Consider the following 18565-nt stretch of genomic DNA (forward strand, 5'->3'; position numbering starts at 1 on the left):
GTGAGCGTTTTTAAGTCTGTTAGGTGTCGTAAGAGGTGTGAATAACCTCATAAATGCAAGTAAATGAGCACAGAACAGTGCTTTTGAGTGATTTGCCGATTAGGCTTGTCCATTACTCAAGATAGTTGTATTTTTGCGCGCCGAAATAGAGAGCACTTTAAGAAAGGTTTTAATTATGACCTTTTGGCGATCGAAAAGCAACCCTATGCTAAGAAACTTGACTAAAGTTACTGTATTACCTTTTATGTTAGGTATTCTGATGATTTCCCCAACATCTGACGAAACATATGATTTTACTCACTACGCTACAGATGGAACATCTCTAGATTATAGCGTTGCCCTTCCTAATGAAACTGAAGAAGTTCCATTTGTTTTTAACCCCACACCACTTACCGGAAAAAATTATACAGGTTTTAAAGAAGCACTTGCTTTTAAAGAATCGAGAGGTGATTACTTAACAATTAATCGTTTTGGTTACCTTGGGAAGTATCAATTTGGTGCATCCACTCTGGACCTTTTAGGTATTACAGATGGATCTGAGTTTTTAGAAGATCCGCTACTTCAAGAACAGGCTTTTTTATTAAATGCTTCCCGTAATAAATGGGTTCTTAGACGTGATATTAAGCGTTTTGAAGGACGATGGATTGCAGGAGTACGAGTGACGGAGTCCGGTATACTTGCCGCAGCTCACCTTGCTGGACCTGGTAGTGTAAAGAAATTTTTAAGATCTGGTGGAGAAATAGGTTTTGCAGATGCCTTCGGTACTAACATACGTAGCTATATGAAACGATTTTCTGGTTATGATGTGTCTAATGTAAAAGCAGTAAAATATCCATCTATTGACAAATTAACGGCTAGTCTATAAAGTATATAGCTTAGTGTAAGAATATATAAAACATCCAGTATCGTATAGATGCTGGATGTTTTTTTTTACGCTTTCGCGAAAGCGTTATTACTCACACTTAAAACTCTGTCATTGTAGGTGTATTACTAGATAGAAACAAGAAGCTACCATCTTTAAAAGGTTGTAAAATGTCAGTTTGTCACTTATGTCGTTGTGGTACTTTTTTCGCTTTAAGCGAGAAAGAATTATTACAAATCAAAACACATATAACATGTCAACAGGAAAAATTAATGTATCGGTAGAGAATATCTTTCCGCTTATTAAAAAGTTCTTATATAGTGATCACGAGATCTTTCTCCGTGAGCTCGTTTCAAATGCAACAGATGCAACACTTAAACTAAAGCACTTAACTTCAATAGGAGAGGCTAGTGTAGATTATGGAAATCCTAAAATTGAGATTAAGATTGATAAAGAAGGAAAGAAACTTCACATTATCGATCAAGGCCTTGGTATGACACAAGATGAGGTTGAAAAGTACATCAACCAACTAGCATTTTCTGGAGCAGAGGAGTTTTTAAATAAGTATGAAGAAGGAGCAAAAGATACTGGAATTATAGGTCATTTTGGTCTAGGTTTCTACTCTGCTTTTATGGTAGCATCTACCGTAGAGATTATCACAAAGTCTTATAAAGATGAGCCAGCAGCACACTGGACGTGTGACGGTAGCCCTAACTTTACACTTGAAGCGGCAGATAAAACAGATAGAGGAACAGAAATCATACTACACATTGCAGATGATAGCTTAGAGTTTCTTGAAGAAAACCGCATCTCTGGATTACTAGCAAAGTATAACAAGTTTATGCCAGTGCCAATTAAGTTTGGTATGAAGACAGAAACACTTCCTAAGCCAGAAGATGCAAAGGCAGAAGATCCAGCACCTACACAAGAGGTAGATAATATCATCAACAACCCAGAACCAGCATGGACTAAGCAACCTGCAGATCTAGAGGATGAGGATTACAAGAACTTCTACCAAGAATTATATCCATCACAATTTGATGAGCCATTATTCAACATTCACTTAAATGTAGATTATCCTTTTAACCTAACAGGAATTTTATACTTCCCTAAGTTAGGACAGGATATGAACATGCAGAAGGATCGCATACAGTTATATCAAAACCAAGTTTTTGTAACTGATAATGTAGAAGGTATTGTACCAGATTTCTTGACAATGTTACGCGGAGTAATAGACTCTCCAGATATTCCACTTAACGTATCACGTAGCTATTTACAAGCCGATGGTGCCGTAAAGAAAATCTCTGGTTACATCTCACGAAAAGTAGCAGATAAGCTTAAGTCATTATTTAATAGTGATCGAGCAGACTTTGAGAAGAAATGGAATGACATTAAACTCGTAATCGAGTACGGAATGTTATCTGAAGATAAATTCTTTGAAAAAGCAGATAAGTTTGCTTTATACCCTACTGTAGATGATTCTTACTTTACATGGGAAGAGCTTGAAGCAAAAATAAAAGACAACCAGACGGATAAGGATGGTAAAATGGTGGTGCTTTATGCAAGTGATAAAGATGGGCAACACTCTTACATAGAGAGTGCAAAAGCAAAAGGATATGAAGTATTATTACTAGATACTCCTATTGTACCGCACTTAATCCAAAAACTGGAGACAAGTAAAGAGAATGTGAGCTTTGTGCGTGTAGATGGAGATCACATCAATAATCTTATCAAGAAAGAAGAAGAAGAGATTTCTAAACTTTCTGACGAGGAGATGGAAACTGTAAAAACTACCATTACAGAAGCGATAGGGACTACTTCTTATACGGTTCAAGTAGAAGCGATGGACAGTAGCGCTGCACCATTTATCATTACTCAACCTGAATTTATGCGTCGTATGAAAGAGATGCAGCAAACTGGCGGTGGCGGTGGTATGAACATGTTTGGTAATATGCCAGAGATGTACAACCTTGTCGTAAATGGTAACCATGCACTTGTGTCAGAAATTCTCAATGCAGATTCAGAAGACACTAAAAAGCGCTTAATCACACAGTCATTTGATCTAGCAAAGCTTTCTCAAAATCTTCTTAAAGGAGAGGAACTTACTAGCTTTATCAAACGTTCTTACGAGATGATTAAATAATTTTACTCGATATTATTTATATCTAGTAAGAAGTAAATTTTATAAAAGCCACTTTTCATTTATGGAAAGTGGCTTTTTGATTTTATAAAAGCGTAACTTTTTAAGTAGCTTACCGTCCTATGAGATAGTAGCGCAATAACTTCACTTGTTATTTTGCAAACGACTACATTTAATAAATAAAAAATATCATGTCACTTACTCCTTCTACCATGCTCGATCTGGGTACAAAAGCTCCAGAATTTCAACTTATAGATACAGTTACAAATCAGCTGTGTAGTTACCACGACATAAAAGGAGAACGCGGTACCGTGGTGATGTTTATATGTAATCACTGTCCTTTTGTTGTTCATGTGATAGACGAGATTGTACGTATTGCAAATGATTACCGCGTGCTTGGTTTTGGGTTTGTTGCCATAAGCAGTAATGATATTGTTAAGTATCCGCAAGATGGGCCAGAGATAATGTGGCAAAATGCTCGTAAAAACAACTTCACATTTCCTTATCTACTTGATGAAACACAAGAGGTAGCAAAAAACTATAAGGCGGCATGTACTCCAGATCTCTATGTTTTTGGACCTAATGACAAGTTAGTATATCGTGGTCAGCTTGATAATAGTCGTCCGGGTAATGGAATTCCTGTAAATGGACGTGATCTTAGAGAGGCGCTAGATAACATTTTCAATAGTAAGCCCCAATCTACCCTCCAGAAGCCAAGTATGGGTTGTAACATCAAGTGGAAATCATAAATAGTGTAGTGGGATTAGTACGCTTTCGCGAAAGCGTGACTCAATAAATATATCTTTTAAAATTCTTAAATATCAGTAAGCGTTAGAGTCGCAGTCTAGAAGTAAGCCGAAAGTAAAGACCGCAAAATCAAAGTAGTGCCACTTAAAATTAAGTTTTTAGGTGCTAGATTTTTTGCTCTCCCTTTTTCTGCTATTTTTACGTAAATCCTAGACTATTGGAAATTTTAGAAAATCTGCGCATCTTAGACGGTATCGACATTTTGCTCGTTGCTACCTTGATGTTTTACTTATACAGGCTTGTTAAGGGTACAGTTGCTATAAATATCTTTATAGGTATTGTGGTGATTTATCTTATCTGGCAACTCACAGTACTTCTCAAAATGGAAATGCTTAGTACCATACTAGGGCAGTTTATAGGCGTAGGTATGTTTGCGCTCATTGTAGTATTCCAACAAGAAATTAGAAAGTTTTTATTACTCATAGGAAGCACAAATCTCACGAAGGGCGGACTATTTAAAAACTTTAATTTTTCAAAAAAAGAAGGTGTTCTCAATCTAGATATTCATGCAATTCTAGGAGCTTGTGAGAATATGAGTAACACCAAGACAGGTGCACTTATCATAATAAGAAGGGCAACGAGTCTAGAATTTGTAAAAGATACGGGAGACCGTATGGAGATTGAGGTAAATAGACCTATTATAGAAAGTGTTTTTTATAAGAACTCTACGTTACACGATGGTGCAATGATTATTGAGGATAATAAAATAACAGCAACTCGTGTTATTTTGCCTGTAACTCAAGAACGCAATATTCCATTACGCTTTGGACTTAGACACCGAGCAGCAGTTGGAATTACAGAAAAGACAGACGCACTTGCTCTAGTGGTAAGTGAAGAAAGTGGTGCTATAAACTATATAAAGGATGGTGAATTTGTGCTTTTTGATACCATAGATGAGCTGCGTGTTTTATTAGAACAAGAATTAATGTAACGCCATGTCTAAGAAACCATCAGATAATAGTAAGCTAGATAAAAAGAGTAGTAAGCTTGCTAAAAAAATCAGAGATGTCCTCGTAGTTTCTGACCACTGTAAAAACTGCGGAACCCCATTACAACTAGACCAGCGATTCTGTTCTCATTGTGGAGCAAAGCGCATGTATAATAGGCTCAACACCCGTAATCTTCTAGAGGACTTCACAGAACGTTTTCTCAATATTGAGAATGTATTTTTAAAAACGTTTATCGTATTATTTACCGCACCAGAAGATGTAATCCATGGCTATGTAGAAGGTCTTAGAAAAAGATACATGTCTGCCTTTGGATATTTTGCTGTAGCACTTACAATAACGAGTGTCTATACCTTTTTCTTTAGAAATTGGTTTATTGATTCTGAGAGTTTTTCAGAGTTTTCAAATGGATTTGCTAGCGGATTCAAATCCCCTGATACTACAGTATTGAATGATTACATGGACTTTGTGTTTGATTATCAAAGTCTCTTTAGTTTTCTGTGTATTCCGCTGTATGCTGTGATTTCAAAACTGGTTTTTTGGAACTATAAGCAATATAATTTTATAGAGCACATTGTCATCTATTTATACACCTATTCTCAGGTTCAGATTTTAATGTCTGTGCTTGGTATGCTCTTCATCTGGTCAAATATGGCACAGATGATACTAGGAGTGGTGACTACTGTATTTCCTATAATTTATACGATTTATGTACTCTATAGAATATTTGATTTAACAATCGAAAAGGCTATACTTAAAACTATATTATTTCTTGCCATACTATTACCGCTATCATGTCTTTTTATGAGTGCTGTGGGTGGGATTATGTATACCACTGGTATGCTTGATGAGTTTGTAGCAGATGTAAAACAGCAATCTGAAATAGCCAGAGCAGCTAGAGAAGCCGCTGTAAAAGCAAAGGACTCTATACGTGTAGATAGTGTCAAAGCAGCTGTGCAAATCGTAAAAGATACGCTCAACTAATCTCTTGAATATTAAAACCAACCTATGTCTAAGTTATCTCGCGCTGAGAAAAAAGCTTTAAAAAAGAAACAGAACCAACTAGAAGTAAAGGATACCTGTGTAAACTGCGAGCAATTTATAGCACTAGATCAAAGGTTTTGCTCACACTGTGGTGGTAAGCGTATTTACAATAAACTCACATGGCGTAACCTACTAGAAGACTTTGTAGATCGATTTTTTAATCTAGAAAATTCCTTTGTAAAAACATTTGTAGCAATGTTTCGCCAGCCAGAAGATGTGATAGGTGGTTACATTAATGGGATGCGCAAGAAGTACCTTCCGGCTTTTAGTTATTTTGCTATAGCGATAACCTTGAGTGGATTTTATTCATTTATACTAAAGGGTTGGTTTCTTGAGGATTTTATATCTGCTCAATCTAGCTTCTATGGAGTAGATGCGGCAAGTGCTCAAATAGAAATGACCGAGACTGTTACAAACACTATGATGGAATATCAGTCCATATATATGTTTCTTAGTATTCCTATTATGGCGCTTATATCTAAGCTTGTATTTTGGAATTATAAAAATTATAATCTAGTTGAACATTTTGTAATATATCTGTACACATATTCTCATATATCAATAATATCAGTTACTCTTAACCTATTGGTTATTTGGAACACAACACTACTTTTTGCATTTAGTTTTGTAACTGTTTTCCTATTATTTGTATTTACTGTGTATGTGTTGAAACGACTATATCAACTAGATAACGCCAATGTGATTTTGAAGAGCTCCTTGTTTTTAGTCATTATACTAGCGTTCTCTTGCTTTTCAATTATTCCTCTTATGATATATGGAGCAGCGCAAGGTGTCAAGATTGCCAAAGGGGAGAAGTTAGACATTGATGAAAATTCATTTATGGGCAATATGATGAAGCCAGCTCTTGAGCAAGCAGAACGTAGAAAAATCAAAGACTCCATAAAACAAGACAGCCTCAAACGTCTAGAGTATGAGCTAGAGATCACTCCAGATATGATTAAAAATAGACCTCAGTAGATATACGCTTTCGCGAAAGCGTAACAACAATAAATTTTCTCACAAATATCTCTTAAACGAGTAGTGATTGTTAGTATATATAAGGTACTTTGATAGACGCAGCATAAGATAATATATGAAACTATTTAAAAAAGAATTTACCAATAATGAGATTCTATTCTATGTAAGGCGTGCCTTGTGGATTCTCTTTGCGTGGATGCTGGTTGCAAATATTATTTTTCTTTATGACTACGCAACACTCGTATCTGCAGATGCACTTACATCAGATTTTGATTTTGAAGTTTCCTTTAAGGCAAACTTACTGGTGTCTATCATGGCAGGTTTAATAGGAGGTATTTTTACCGTTAATATTATGGAGCTGTGGTTACGTAAATATGCTTTTTGGAGAGCACTTATTTACATCACGTTGCTCTATGTCATTATAGCGTTTATTGTAGGTACGGTTGGTGCATATTACTATTATGCAGATTACCTAGGCTTACAACTTACTAGTGATTTACTTTATGAACGTGTGATTTCCTTTTATACAGAGCACATATTTATTAAGAATTTTGTGGTGTGGCTGTTTATTGTCATTCTAACGCTTATCATCCTTATGATTAATGATAAGTATGGTCCAGGCGTTTTTCCAGATTATTTGATGGGGCGTTATTTTCATCCTAAAACTGAGACGCGCATTTTCATGTTTGCAGATATAAGAGATGCCACCAGAATCGCCGAAAAACTGGGCGAACAAGAATACTTCAACTTTTTAAAGGATTTCTTTAATGATATCGCTCCAGCTATTATGCAAACTAAGGGCGAGGTATATCAATACGTAGGTGACGAGGTTGTTATCACTTGGAAGATGAAGAACGGCGTAAAAAATGCAAATGCCTTGCGCTGCTATTATCGTATGAAAAATACAATCTACAAGAAATCTATAAAATATTACAAGCGCTATAATGCCTTGCCAGATTTTAAAGTTGGCTTTCATTATGGCCAAGTTACAGTAGGGGAGCTGGGCAAAATAAAGAGAGATATTGCTTTTTCTGGAGACGTACTTAATACTACGGCACGTATCCAGAGCATGTGTAATGAGAAGGGTGTTGATATACTCGCGTCAAAAGCATTTGCAAGTATATTACCTAAGTTGCCAGGCACTACGCGAGTAGTATCTATGGGTGATGAGCTTCTTAAAGGTAAAAAGGAGGAGGTATCGCTAGTAACTTTTGAGCAAGGTAATATTGACTAATCTTTGCAAACTATATACGCTTTCGCGAAAATGTGCTTAACAGATTAATAGTCAGAACTAGCTAGCCTCTGCTTGTGTAAACTGTACTTCATAAAGATTACGGTAATGTCCATCTTCCTTAGCGAGAAGTTCTTTGTGTGTTCCTTGCTCGATGATTTTACCTTTTTCCATTACAATAATTTGATCTGCTTTTTTAATAGTAGCAAGACGGTGAGCAATGACAATAGAGGTTCTTCCTTTAGTAATTTTATTAATCGCTTTTTGGATGAGTTGCTCACTGTGTGAGTCTACAGATGAAGTAGCTTCATCTAGTACAAGAATCGATGGATTACTTACATAGGCTCTTAAAAAAGCAATAAGCTGGCGCTGGCCGCTAGAAAGCATAGAGCCACGCTCTTTTACGTTATAGTGATATCCATCAGGAAGGCTAGAAATAAATTTATGAACGCCTATGGTCTTTGCACTTTCTATCACCGTTTCCTCAGAAATGTCAGGATTGTTAAGCGTGATATTGTTTAAGATAGTGTCGGCAAAGAGGAATACGTCTTGTAACACGACAGCAATCTCATTTCTTAGATTGTTCAGTTTTATGTCTTTAATGTCTGTCCCGTCTAGTAATATCTTACCGCTATCTATCTCGTAAAACCTACTAAGTAAGTTGATGATAGTAGATTTTCCAGCACCTGTAGATCCTACAATGGCAATGGTTTGCCCTGGTGCTGCAGTAAGTGATATTCCCTTGAGTACTTCTTCATTCTCTACGTAAGAAAATCTAACATCTTCAAAGTCTATTTTACCTTGTACGTTGTCAAGTTCTAAGGTTCCTATATCTTGTATAGAAGATTGCGTGTCTAAAATGCCAAAAACACGATTTGCAGCAACCATTCCCATTTGTAGGGTGTTGAATTTATCTGCTATCTGTCTAAGTGGTGTAAAAAGCATCTGGATATAGCTTATAAACGCAGTGATTAATCCTATGGTGATGATGTCACTTTGCGCAGCTTTAAGACCTCCGTACCACACGATGAGACCTATGGTGACAGAAGTACATATCTCTGCAATAGGGAAGAAGATGGAGTTGTACCAAACCGTCTTGTTCCACGCGTCCATGTGCTTTTTATTAATCGCTTGGAATTTTTTATGTTCGATAGCTTCACGGTTAAAAATCTGTACGATTTTCATCCCAGTCACACGTTCTTGTACAAAGGTATTAAGGTTTGCTACTTGCGTGCGTACTTCCTCAAAAGCTACTTTCATCGCTTTTTGGAATACACGAGTTGCATATAAAATCACCGGGAAAACAGCAAGAACAATGAGCGTAAGTCTCCAGCTCTCATAAAACATAAATGCAAGAACGACACTCATCTTCAATAAATCTGCAATAATCATAAAGAGACCTTGAGAGAAGATACTTGAGATGGTCTCAATATCACCTACAGCTCTAGTTACTAATCTCCCCACTGCCGACTTGTCAAAATATTGCATCTTGAACGTAAGCATGTGATCAAAGAGTTTTACTCTTATATCCTTAATTACTTGTTGCCCTATCCAGTTAGAAAAATAAATGAATAGCAGCTGAAATAAAACCTCACCAAAAAGTACAGCGGCCATAAGCCCTAGATAATGGAATAAATCATCACTAGATCGTTGTGAGATTCCTAAATCTATGGCGTTTTTAAGGAAATATGGGCGGAGCGCAGCACAAAGAGAAAGTACTACGGCAGCTATAGCAGCTATATATAATCTACTGCGATACGGTGTCGTAAAAGCGAGTAAACGTTTAAATAATTGCGTATCAAAAGCTTTTCCTTTAGTCTCTGCCATGATCTTTATAAATTGTTTCTGGGTATAAAATCTCTGTCAAGTACAAACCGCGTCCGGGAACTGATTTTCCAGCCTGTGATCTACTCTTGCCAGTTATTACCTCGTGCATCCATGCGATGTCTCTCTTTCCTTCGCCTATTTCTAGTAAAGTACCTACAATGGCTCGTACCATATTACGTAAAAATCTATTTGCCGTAATGTGAAAATGATACTCATCCTCGGTCTCTATCCACGTTGCACGTGTAATATCACAAAGATAGGTGTTCACGTCAGTATTTGATTTAGAAAAACACTCAAAATCACTATAGTCAAGCAGGATCGCTGCCGCCTTATTCATAGCTTCAATATGCACTTCATTCCGTACTGTTGGGGCGTGATCTGATGTAAATGGGTTTTTTTCTTTCCCTATGCGATACACATAAGACCTACTAGTGGCGTCAAAACGTGTATGTGCTTTGTCTGCCACTTGAAAAATGCGTTTAAAGGCTATATCTTTTGGTAAAAGACGATTGAATTTATGGGTAAGTTTTTCTATGCTTTCTTGAGTAGTAAACTGCTCGCCATCCCAATCAAAATGTGCATACATCTGTGTGGCATGCACACCAGCGTCAGTGCGTCCAGCACCCATGATTTGGACTGGTTTTCTCAAAATCATAGATAGTGCCTTCTCTATCGTTTCTTGCACGGTAACGGCATTAGGTTGACGCTGCCAGCCGTGGTAGTGTTTTCCAAAGTAAGAAAGCTCGATAAAATAACGCACTGTGTTGTATTTTTGTGGCAAATATACGCTTTCGCGAAAGCGCACTCAAATGAAAAAGATACTCCTACTAAGCGATACACATAGTTACATAGATAATCATATCTTGGGTCACGTCGATTGGGCAGATGAGGTCTGGCATGCGGGTGACATAGGTGACTTAAAAGTAACAGACGCTATATCAAAACGGAAACCGCTACGAGCTGTTTTTGGAAATATAGATGATACCGAGGCACGACAAGAATTCCCGCTCAATAATAGGTTTACTTGTGAAGGGGTAGATGTTTTGATTACTCACATAGGCGGTTATCCAGGAAGATATTCGCCAGCAATACGCGATGAGATATATAGTAACCCACCTAAGCTGTTTATTTGCGGGCATAGTCACATCTTAAAAGTGATGCCAGATAAAAAAAGAGGCCTCTTACATATGAACCCAGGAGCAATAGGAAAACATGGTTTTCATAAAGTGCGCACCATGCTTAGATTTACGGTTCATGCAGGCAAGATTGAGAATCTTGAGGTGATTGAGGTAGCGCGGTAGCTGTTGCTCTTAGCTATTGATAATCAATTTGTAAGACTTGCAAGTTAAGCCTTGTATTACTTGAAGCTGACAATGTGGAGGTTTGTAATATTTTCGCGCAAGCATATTTGCCTTCCCACTAGTAAATAGTATCTTTGCAGCTCATTAAAAATAAGGATAATGAAAGACGGAATTTACGCAAAGATACATACGCCAAAAGGCGAAATCATTTTAAAATTAGAGCACGAGAAGACACCAGGAACGGTAGGAAACTTTGTGGCGCTAGCAGAAGGAAATCTTGAGAACTCACAAAAGCCTCAAGGAACTCCATATTATGACGGATTAAAATTTCACCGTGTAATTCCTGATTTTATGGTTCAAGGTGGTTGCCCACTAGGAACAGGAACTGGTGATGGAGGATACAAATTTGATGACGAGATTCACCCAGACTTAAAGCATGATGCTCCAGGAAAACTTTCTATGGCAAATGCAGGTCCTGGAACAAACGGAACTCAGTTTTTTATTACACACATCCCTACAGATTGGTTAGACGGTAAGCACACTGTTTTTGGAAACGTTGTAGAAGGACAAGAAGTTGTAAATGCAGTGGCTCAAGGTGATGAGATGACAAAAATCGAAATCATTAGAGTAGGAGCAGAGGCAGAAGCATGGAACGCAGTTGAAGCTTTTAGAACTTTTGAAGGTTCAAGAACAAAACGTGTTGAAGAAGAAAAAGCTGCACAAGCTGCAGAAATTGAAGCGCTAGCAACTGGTTTTGAAACTACAGCTAGTGGACTACGCTACCAGATTATACAAAAAGGTACTGGTGCAAAAGCAGAAAAAGGTAAAACAGTTTCTGTACACTATAAAGGAGCACTTCCTGATGGGACTGTGTTTGATAGCTCATTTAAAAGAAACCAACCTATTGACTTTCAATTAGGAGTAGGGCAAGTAATTCCAGGATGGGATGAAGGTATTTCTTTATTAAACGTAGGAGATAAAGCACGCTTAGTAATTCCTTCAGATTTAGGATACGGAAGCGCTGGTGCAGGTGGAGTAATTCCTCCAAATGCAACATTGGTGTTTGACGTAGAGCTTGTTGCTGTAAAGTAATTAGTTTTTGATACATATTTAAAAGGTCTGACTTGCGTCAGACCTTTTTTTATGGAATTGAGTCAATAATGTTTTGTATCGCAAAGCTTTGCTATTTTTGATGATATGGAAACACTACAATATCCTATAGGAAAATTTCAAGCACCTGCGCAAATTACTCAAGAGCATCTCACAGCGTGGATTGATACTTTAGACCAATTACCAGCTAGACTACGAAGCCTCACAAAGGATTTAAGTGACCAGCAGCTAGATACTCCTTACCGACCAGAAGGATGGACAGTAAGACAAGTGGTGCATCACCTAGCAGATAGTCATCACAATAGTTACATACGTTTTAAATGGGCACTTACAGAAGATAACCCTATTATCAAGGCGTATGACGAGAAGGCATGGACATTACTGCCAGATCTAGAAGCATCACCTATAGAATGGTCATTGCGACATCTTGAGGTGATCCATCATAAACTGGTGCAATTACTAAAAGTAATGACAGAAGCACACTATAAAAGAACCTTCACGCACCCAGACGGAAATAAGATAGTTACTCTAAAAGAAAACCTAGGACACTACGCATGGCATAGTAACCATCACTATGCGCATATTGAAAATTTAGTAAAAAGGAGCAATTGGTAGTGATATGTTTAACACATAAAAAAATCCCACATAGTTTACTATGTGGGATTTTTATTTGACAGCAATGTACTAGTTACAAGTAATTACCATTTTATAATAGAGCTGGCCCAAGTGAATCCGCTACCAAAAGCAGCAAGGACAACAGTGTCACCTTCTTTGATTTTACCATTTTCCCAGGCTTCTGTGAGTGCAATTGGGATAGAAGCTGCGGTTGTGTTACCGTATTTCTGGATGTTGTTGTAAACTTTATCATCGCTTAACTTAAACTTTTTCTGCACAAATTGTGAGATACGTAAGTTGGCTTGATGAGGGATAAGCATGTCAATATCTTCTACCTGTAAGTTATTTTTTTGTAATCCCTCCATAATCACTTCAGAGAAGCGTACTACGGCGTTTTTAAATACAAATTGCCCGTTCATGTGTGGATAATATGGAATATCCTCTTGTGGATTGGTCTCTATAAGCTCTGGAACCCATTGCTCTGTGCTTGGTCCTTTAAGAGAAAGCTCTAATGCATGCTCACCTTCACTATGTAAATGTGAAGAGAGAATACCTTTACTATTGTCCTCTTCACGAGAAAGTACCGCTGCACCTGCACCGTCACCAAATATGACAGACACACTACGGCCTCGAGTAGTAAAGTCTAATCCTCCACTATGATTTTCTGACCCTATGACAAGTACATTTTTATACATGCCAGATTTTATAAATTGATCTGCCGTTGCTAGGGCATATATAAATCCAGAACACTGGTTACGCACATCTAGTGCAGGAACCGTCTCCATACCCATCAAGTGTTGTACTTGAACACCACATCCAGGGAAGTAGTAGTCTGGACTAAGCGTTGCAAAAACAATCATGTCGATATCCTTGTTTGTCAAGCCTGCACGTTCTATTGCGATTTCGGCAGCTTTTACACCCATTTTGGCAGTAGAGTTGCCATCACCTTTTTTTATATGTCTTCTTTCTTTTATACCCGTACGTTCTTGGATCCATTCATCATTAGTATCCATCAGTTTTGATAGATCATCATTTGTTACGACGTTTTCGGGAACGTATTTACCAAGACCGGTAATTTTAGAATTATACATAGTGTGTGATGTGTGTTTGAAAGAGGGTTTTGTGAGTAGATACGCTTTCGCGAAAGCGTATTAATCAATTTCTCGGGTGTAAAGATACTTTTTTACACGGCGGAGATAAAGCGTAAATGTGTCAATTGCTATGCACGCATAGTTTAATGACATGAAGACATAAAAAAGAGCGCCCGACTAAAAGCGCTCTTTTAAAAAACAACCTAACCAATAAAGTACCGTAAAAGATTACGGTACACTTATTACCGTTTATGCTACAGAATCTGTAGCGATATAATTTTTAAAATTATTGACCTTAATTTGTGCCTTTAAGTCATGCATCAAATTATAAAGTCCAAAAAATGTTCTGTTTATATACAAGAAGTGCTTACTTCCTCTATTTCCATTCATTTTGCGTATTTCTGTATCCTTACTGTATTTCTCACTTAGCACTGCTATTTGATCAAAGAACGTACTATCTCTAAAGTCAAAATCTTCTTGTTGCATGGGTTGTGTAAATAAACTCAACATCTCGTGGAAGAGTGCCGAAAAGAATGTTACAGTATCTGCATCATCATCTTTTCTCAGTATTTCTAGCTGATATAGTTTCTCTTCAAAAACAGCAGGATTATTAATATTTGCAGGCTCTGCTAGTTCGAAATAAGGAATATAAAAGTCCTCTGGAACATGCTTAATACAACCAAAGTCTATTGCGATAAGATTATTATCATTATCTACCATAAAATTCCCAGGATGCGGATCTGCATGTATACGTTTGAGCACATGCATTTGATACATATAAAAATCCCATAATGATTGTCCTAATTTATCGGCAGCTTCTTGATTGGTGTTATGTGCTACAAATTCGCTCAGGTGCTCGCCATCCATCCAGTCCATAGTAAGGATGCGCTCGCTTGATAAGTCTTCATAATACTTAGGAAAGGTAAGATTAGGTATTGCTGCACAGTCTTCTGTCATGGCAATACTTTGGGCAAGCTCAAGGTTGTAATCTGTTTCCTCGAGAAGCTTGTCTTCTATCTCTTTAAAGAATTTTTCTTTTCCTTCACCTTGAAGATTAAACATCTTTTTTGCAATAGGTTTTACTAATGCCAGATCACTACTGATACTGTCTGCGACTCCTGGATATTGGATTTTCACAGCAAGTTTTTTCCCATTTAATGTCGCTTGGTGAACTTGGCCTATACTGGCCGCGTTCACACTTTGAGCCGCAAACGTATCAAATAGATCTTCTGGGTATTTACCTAAATATTTTTTAAATGTCTTACGCACTAAGGGTGCAGAAAGTGGAGGAACTGAAAATTGTGATAAAGAAAATTTTTCTACATACGCTTTAGGCATAATGTTTTTCTCCATACTAAGCATTTGTGCTACCTTAAGTGCACTACCTTTTAAACTCTTTAAGCCGTCATAAATATCCTCAGCATTATCTTCATTGAGTTGATCCTTTGTTAAGGAAGGATTAACCACTTTCTTGCCGTAATACTTGGCATAATTAGCGCCTACTTTTACGCCAGTGGTAACGAGCTTAGAAGCTCTCTGGAGTTTATTAGTAGGTATGTGGTCTATTGTTTTCATATATGGAATCCCAAGAGGGATGTGTATTAAAATTTATTATTTAAGAACTTAGTCTTTATGATTTTGAGCCAAAGTTTTCTTTGAACAAGAACTTGCCAAAATCAATAATACTTTCTAAAGGTGTAGTCTCAAAAATGTCGAAAATTGCATTGACAGATTTTTCAATAGCTACATCTGTTTTCTCAAATCCTGGAGAGTTATCACTCATCCAATATTTTAATAAGAATAAGAATTGTACCCATGCTCCTTCGCTAAATAAACGAACAGGATTTTTTGTAATCTTATAGTTCTTATCGTCATTGCCAGCTTCAATAAGGTTTGATGCATATGAAGTGAGATGTCCTCTCAACTCCTTGAGCTGACTCATATTCTTAAGCATGTTTTTATGCCTGTCTAGAGAAAATAAGACATAACTTCTATTTGCTGTGAGCAATTCAAACATCGTAAAGAAGTAAGAAAGCATCTTTTCCTTATTTGGATAGCTGTCATAATCACTGTCCATATGTAGCACAGCTACAGTATTGGTGTGAAAAGCATTCCAAATACCAGCTTTAAGGTTATCAAAAGATCCAAAAAATTGATAGAATTCTGATTCTTCAATTTTTAGGTCTTTGCAAAATTTATATATAGTCTTTGGCTCCTCCCCATGTTCTAATACATAATCCATATATGCAGAGATAATCATGGTAGAAGTAACTGCTTTCTTTTTGGCAGTTGTTTTTTTAGTCGGTGTCTTTGTAGTTGCCATAATACTTGTTGTTTGATGTAAAGATACATTATGTTTATCATTGTGGCGATTTGATTAAACAAAAGTTAAGTTAAAATTATTTCAAATTATATGAAACTCTATGACTGTAATAGAGATGCATATTTGACGCTATAGATATATAGGAGAGTGTTAGAAGTACGCTTTCGCGAAAGCGTAACAACATTATACACGCATCTGTCTTATAATAGCTAGCTGCATATGCCTAGCTGTGACACCTTGTCATACTTTCTCTAGTGGCATACTCCTTGTCTATTTGTGTTTGTTGAAAATTAATAACACTTAAATACATATATAATGAGTAAAATAATAGGAATTGACTTGGGTACTACCAACTCGTGCGTTGCTGTAATGGAAGGTAACGAACCAACGGTAATCCCTAATGCAGAAGGTAAGAGAACTACACCATCTGTAATCGCTTTTGTAGAAGGCGGTGAGATTAAGGTGGGAGACCCTGCAAAAAGACAAGCTGTAACAAACCCTACAAAGACGGTTGCTTCTATCAAGCGTTTTATGGGAAACAAGTACAGCGATAGTACTAAAGAAGCAGATCGTAGTGCTTACAATGTTGTAAAAGGTGATAATGACACTCCACGTGTTGATATTGATGGACGTTTATACACACCACAAGAGCTTAGTGCAATGGTTCTTCAAAAAATGAAGAAAACTGCCGAAGATTATCTAGGACAAGATGTAACTCGTGCGGTAATTACTGTACCTGCTTATTTTAATGATAGTCAGCGTCAAGCTACTAAAGAAGCTGGAGAAATCGCAGGTCTTAAAGTAGAGCGTATCATAAACGAGCCTACTGCAGCAGCACTAGCTTACGGACTTGATAAGAAAGATACAGATCAAAAAATCGTTGTATTTGACTTTGGAGGAGGAACGCATGATGTTTCTATCCTTGAGTTAGGTGACGGAGTTTTTGAAGTATTATCAACAGATGGTGATACACACTTAGGTGGAGATGACGTAGATCAAAAAATTATCGATTGGCTTGCAGATGAGTTTAAAGCTGAGGAAGACATGGACCTTCGTAAAGATCCTATGGCACTACAGAGACTTAAGGAAGCAGCTGAGAAAGCAAAAATTGAGCTTTCATCATCTACATCTACAGAGGTAAACTTACCTTATGTTACTGCAACAGCATCTGGACCTAAGCACTTAGTACGTACATTAAGTCGTGCAAAGTTTGAGGCACTTATTGATGATTTAGTAAAAAGAACTATCGAGCCATGTCAAACAGCACTTAAGGCTGCTGGATTAAGTACAGGCGATATAGATGAAATTATATTAGTAGGAGGATCTACTCGTATTCCTGCAGTACAGGCAGCGGTAGAAAAATTCTTTGGTAAAGCACCATCAAAAGGAGTAAATCCTGATGAGGTTGTAGCTGTAGGAGCTGCTATCCAAGGAGGTGTACTTACTGGAGATGTAAAAGATGTTTTACTTCTTGATGTAACTCCACTTTCATTAGGTATTGAAACAATGGGTAATGTATTTACAAAGCTTATTGAATCTAACACTACCATCCCTACTAAAAAGTCACAAGTATTCTCTACTGCGGCAGATAATCAACCAAGTGTTGATATCCACGTACTACAAGGAGAAAGACCAATGGCTGCAGATAACAATACAATAGGACGCTTCCAACTTACGGATATTCCACCAGCACAGCGTGGAGTACCTCAAATTGAAGTTGTTTTTGATATTGATGCAAACGGAATCATTAAAGTTTCTGCAATAGATAAGGCTACTGGAAAATCTCAAGATATTCGTATCGAGGCATCTTCTGGTCTCTCTGAAGAGGAAATTGCAAAGATGAAAGCAGAAGCAGAAGCAAATGCAGAGTCTGATGCAAAAGCAAAAGAAACTGCAGACAAAATCAACGAAGCAGATGGTATGATTTTCCAAACGGAAAAGCAACTAACTGAATTTGGCGATAAATTATCTGATGATAAGAAGAAGCCTATCGAGGATGCACTTGCAGAATTGAAAGCAGCTTATGAAACTAAATCTGTAGATGCTATTACTCCAGCACTTGATAAAATCAACGAAGCTTGGAAAGTAGCCTCTGAAGAAATGTATAAAGCACAAGCAGAAGGAGCTGGACAACCAGGACCTGATGCACAAGCTGGAGGAGATGCAGGAGCAGATACCGCTAGTGATGTGGAAGACGTAGACTTCGAAGAAGTTAAGTAGCCTGTGCTGAGCGAAGTCGAAGTATAGATTTTGAGGAAGTGAAGTAATCATTTTCGCGAAACTGGAATT

16 protein-coding genes are annotated in these 18565 nt (G+C 37.3%); 11 read left to right on the plus strand and 5 right to left on the minus strand.

Annotated features, from left to right (window positions below):
* Window positions 1-205 precede the first annotated feature (205 nt).
* The 7 genes from ACJJVW_RS12220 to ACJJVW_RS12250 all read left to right on the plus strand — a co-directional run bounded on the left by ACJJVW_RS12220 (window position 206) and on the right by ACJJVW_RS12250 (window position 8012).
* A complete protein-coding gene (locus ACJJVW_RS12220) occupies window positions 206-865 on the plus strand; it encodes a hypothetical protein (RefSeq protein ID WP_013749676.1) in 660 nt (219 codons plus the stop codon).
* Between the two features lie 250 nt (window positions 866-1115).
* Complete coding sequence (gene htpG, locus ACJJVW_RS12225) at window positions 1116-3005, plus strand: molecular chaperone HtpG (RefSeq protein WP_405252174.1); 1890 nt, start codon at window positions 1116-1118, stop codon at window positions 3003-3005.
* A 188-nt stretch (window positions 3006-3193) separates the two neighbouring features.
* Window positions 3194-3751, plus strand: coding sequence for a thioredoxin family protein (locus tag ACJJVW_RS12230; RefSeq protein WP_405252175.1), 558 nt, complete (start codon window positions 3194-3196; stop codon window positions 3749-3751).
* 215 nt (window positions 3752-3966) lie between these two features.
* Window positions 3967-4740 carry a diadenylate cyclase gene (locus ACJJVW_RS12235; RefSeq protein WP_298325686.1) on the plus strand — a complete coding sequence of 258 codons (774 nt, stop codon included), beginning with the start codon at window positions 3967-3969 and terminating at the stop codon, window positions 4738-4740.
* A gap of 4 nt (window positions 4741-4744) precedes the next feature.
* Window positions 4745-5740: a DUF3667 domain-containing protein gene (locus ACJJVW_RS12240; RefSeq protein WP_405252176.1), complete on the plus strand. Its 996-nt coding sequence runs from the start codon at window positions 4745-4747 to the stop codon at window positions 5738-5740.
* Window positions 5741-5764: 24 nt separating this feature from the next.
* The gene (locus ACJJVW_RS12245; protein WP_405252178.1) at window positions 5765-6778 is read left to right on the plus strand and encodes a DUF3667 domain-containing protein; all 1014 of its coding nucleotides are present in this window, start codon (window positions 5765-5767) and stop codon (window positions 6776-6778) included.
* A 115-nt stretch (window positions 6779-6893) separates the two neighbouring features.
* Complete coding sequence (locus tag ACJJVW_RS12250) at window positions 6894-8012, plus strand: adenylate/guanylate cyclase domain-containing protein (protein ID WP_405252180.1); 1119 nt, start codon at window positions 6894-6896, stop codon at window positions 8010-8012.
* 57 nt (window positions 8013-8069) lie between these two features.
* Here the strand turns inward: ACJJVW_RS12250 and ACJJVW_RS12255 are convergent, their stop codons facing one another.
* Both ACJJVW_RS12255 and truA read right to left on the minus strand, forming a co-directional pair.
* Window positions 8070-9836: an ABC transporter ATP-binding protein gene (locus tag ACJJVW_RS12255; protein ID WP_405252182.1), complete on the minus strand. Its 1767-nt coding sequence runs from the start codon at window positions 9834-9836 to the stop codon at window positions 8070-8072.
* Window positions 9823-10596, minus strand: a complete 774-nt coding sequence (gene truA, locus ACJJVW_RS12260) for a tRNA pseudouridine(38-40) synthase TruA (protein ID WP_405252184.1) — start codon at window positions 10594-10596, stop codon at window positions 9823-9825. The genes ACJJVW_RS12255 and truA overlap by 14 nt, the downstream gene beginning before the upstream one ends.
* 49 nt (window positions 10597-10645) lie before the next feature.
* Between truA and ACJJVW_RS12265 the strand changes: the two genes are divergently transcribed.
* From ACJJVW_RS12265 to ACJJVW_RS12275, 3 genes are all read left to right on the plus strand, one after another.
* The gene (locus ACJJVW_RS12265; protein ID WP_298325670.1) at window positions 10646-11137 is read left to right on the plus strand and encodes a metallophosphoesterase; all 492 of its coding nucleotides are present in this window, start codon (window positions 10646-10648) and stop codon (window positions 11135-11137) included.
* A 159-nt stretch (window positions 11138-11296) separates the two neighbouring features.
* Window positions 11297-12229, plus strand: a complete 933-nt coding sequence (locus tag ACJJVW_RS12270; protein ID WP_298325667.1) for a peptidylprolyl isomerase — start codon at window positions 11297-11299, stop codon at window positions 12227-12229.
* Between the two features lie 105 nt (window positions 12230-12334).
* Entirely contained in the window at window positions 12335-12862 is a 528-nt protein-coding gene (locus tag ACJJVW_RS12275; RefSeq protein ID WP_405252187.1) for a YfiT family bacillithiol transferase, read from the plus strand.
* Window positions 12863-12945: 83 nt separating this feature from the next.
* Here the strand turns inward: ACJJVW_RS12275 and ACJJVW_RS12280 are convergent, their stop codons facing one another.
* The 3 genes from ACJJVW_RS12280 to ACJJVW_RS12290 form a co-directional block, all read right to left on the minus strand.
* Window positions 12946-13953, minus strand: a complete 1008-nt coding sequence (locus tag ACJJVW_RS12280; protein ID WP_405252189.1) for a 3-oxoacyl-ACP synthase III family protein — start codon at window positions 13951-13953, stop codon at window positions 12946-12948.
* A 249-nt stretch (window positions 13954-14202) separates the two neighbouring features.
* Entirely contained in the window at window positions 14203-15528 is a 1326-nt protein-coding gene (locus tag ACJJVW_RS12285) for an ABC1 kinase family protein (RefSeq protein WP_405252191.1), read from the minus strand.
* A 55-nt stretch (window positions 15529-15583) separates the two neighbouring features.
* Window positions 15584-16276, minus strand: a complete 693-nt coding sequence (locus ACJJVW_RS12290) for a TetR family transcriptional regulator C-terminal domain-containing protein (protein WP_405252193.1) — start codon at window positions 16274-16276, stop codon at window positions 15584-15586.
* 315 nt (window positions 16277-16591) lie between these two features.
* Here ACJJVW_RS12290 and dnaK point away from each other — a divergent pair, with 315 nt between their 5' ends.
* Complete coding sequence (gene dnaK / locus ACJJVW_RS12295) at window positions 16592-18496, plus strand: molecular chaperone DnaK (RefSeq protein ID WP_298325653.1); 1905 nt, start codon at window positions 16592-16594, stop codon at window positions 18494-18496.
* Window positions 18497-18565: the final 69 nt, after the last annotated feature.

The organism is Dokdonia sp. Asnod3-C12, from assembly GCF_045063975.1.
In the GTDB taxonomy this organism is placed as follows: Bacteria; Bacteroidota; Bacteroidia; order Flavobacteriales; family Flavobacteriaceae; genus Dokdonia.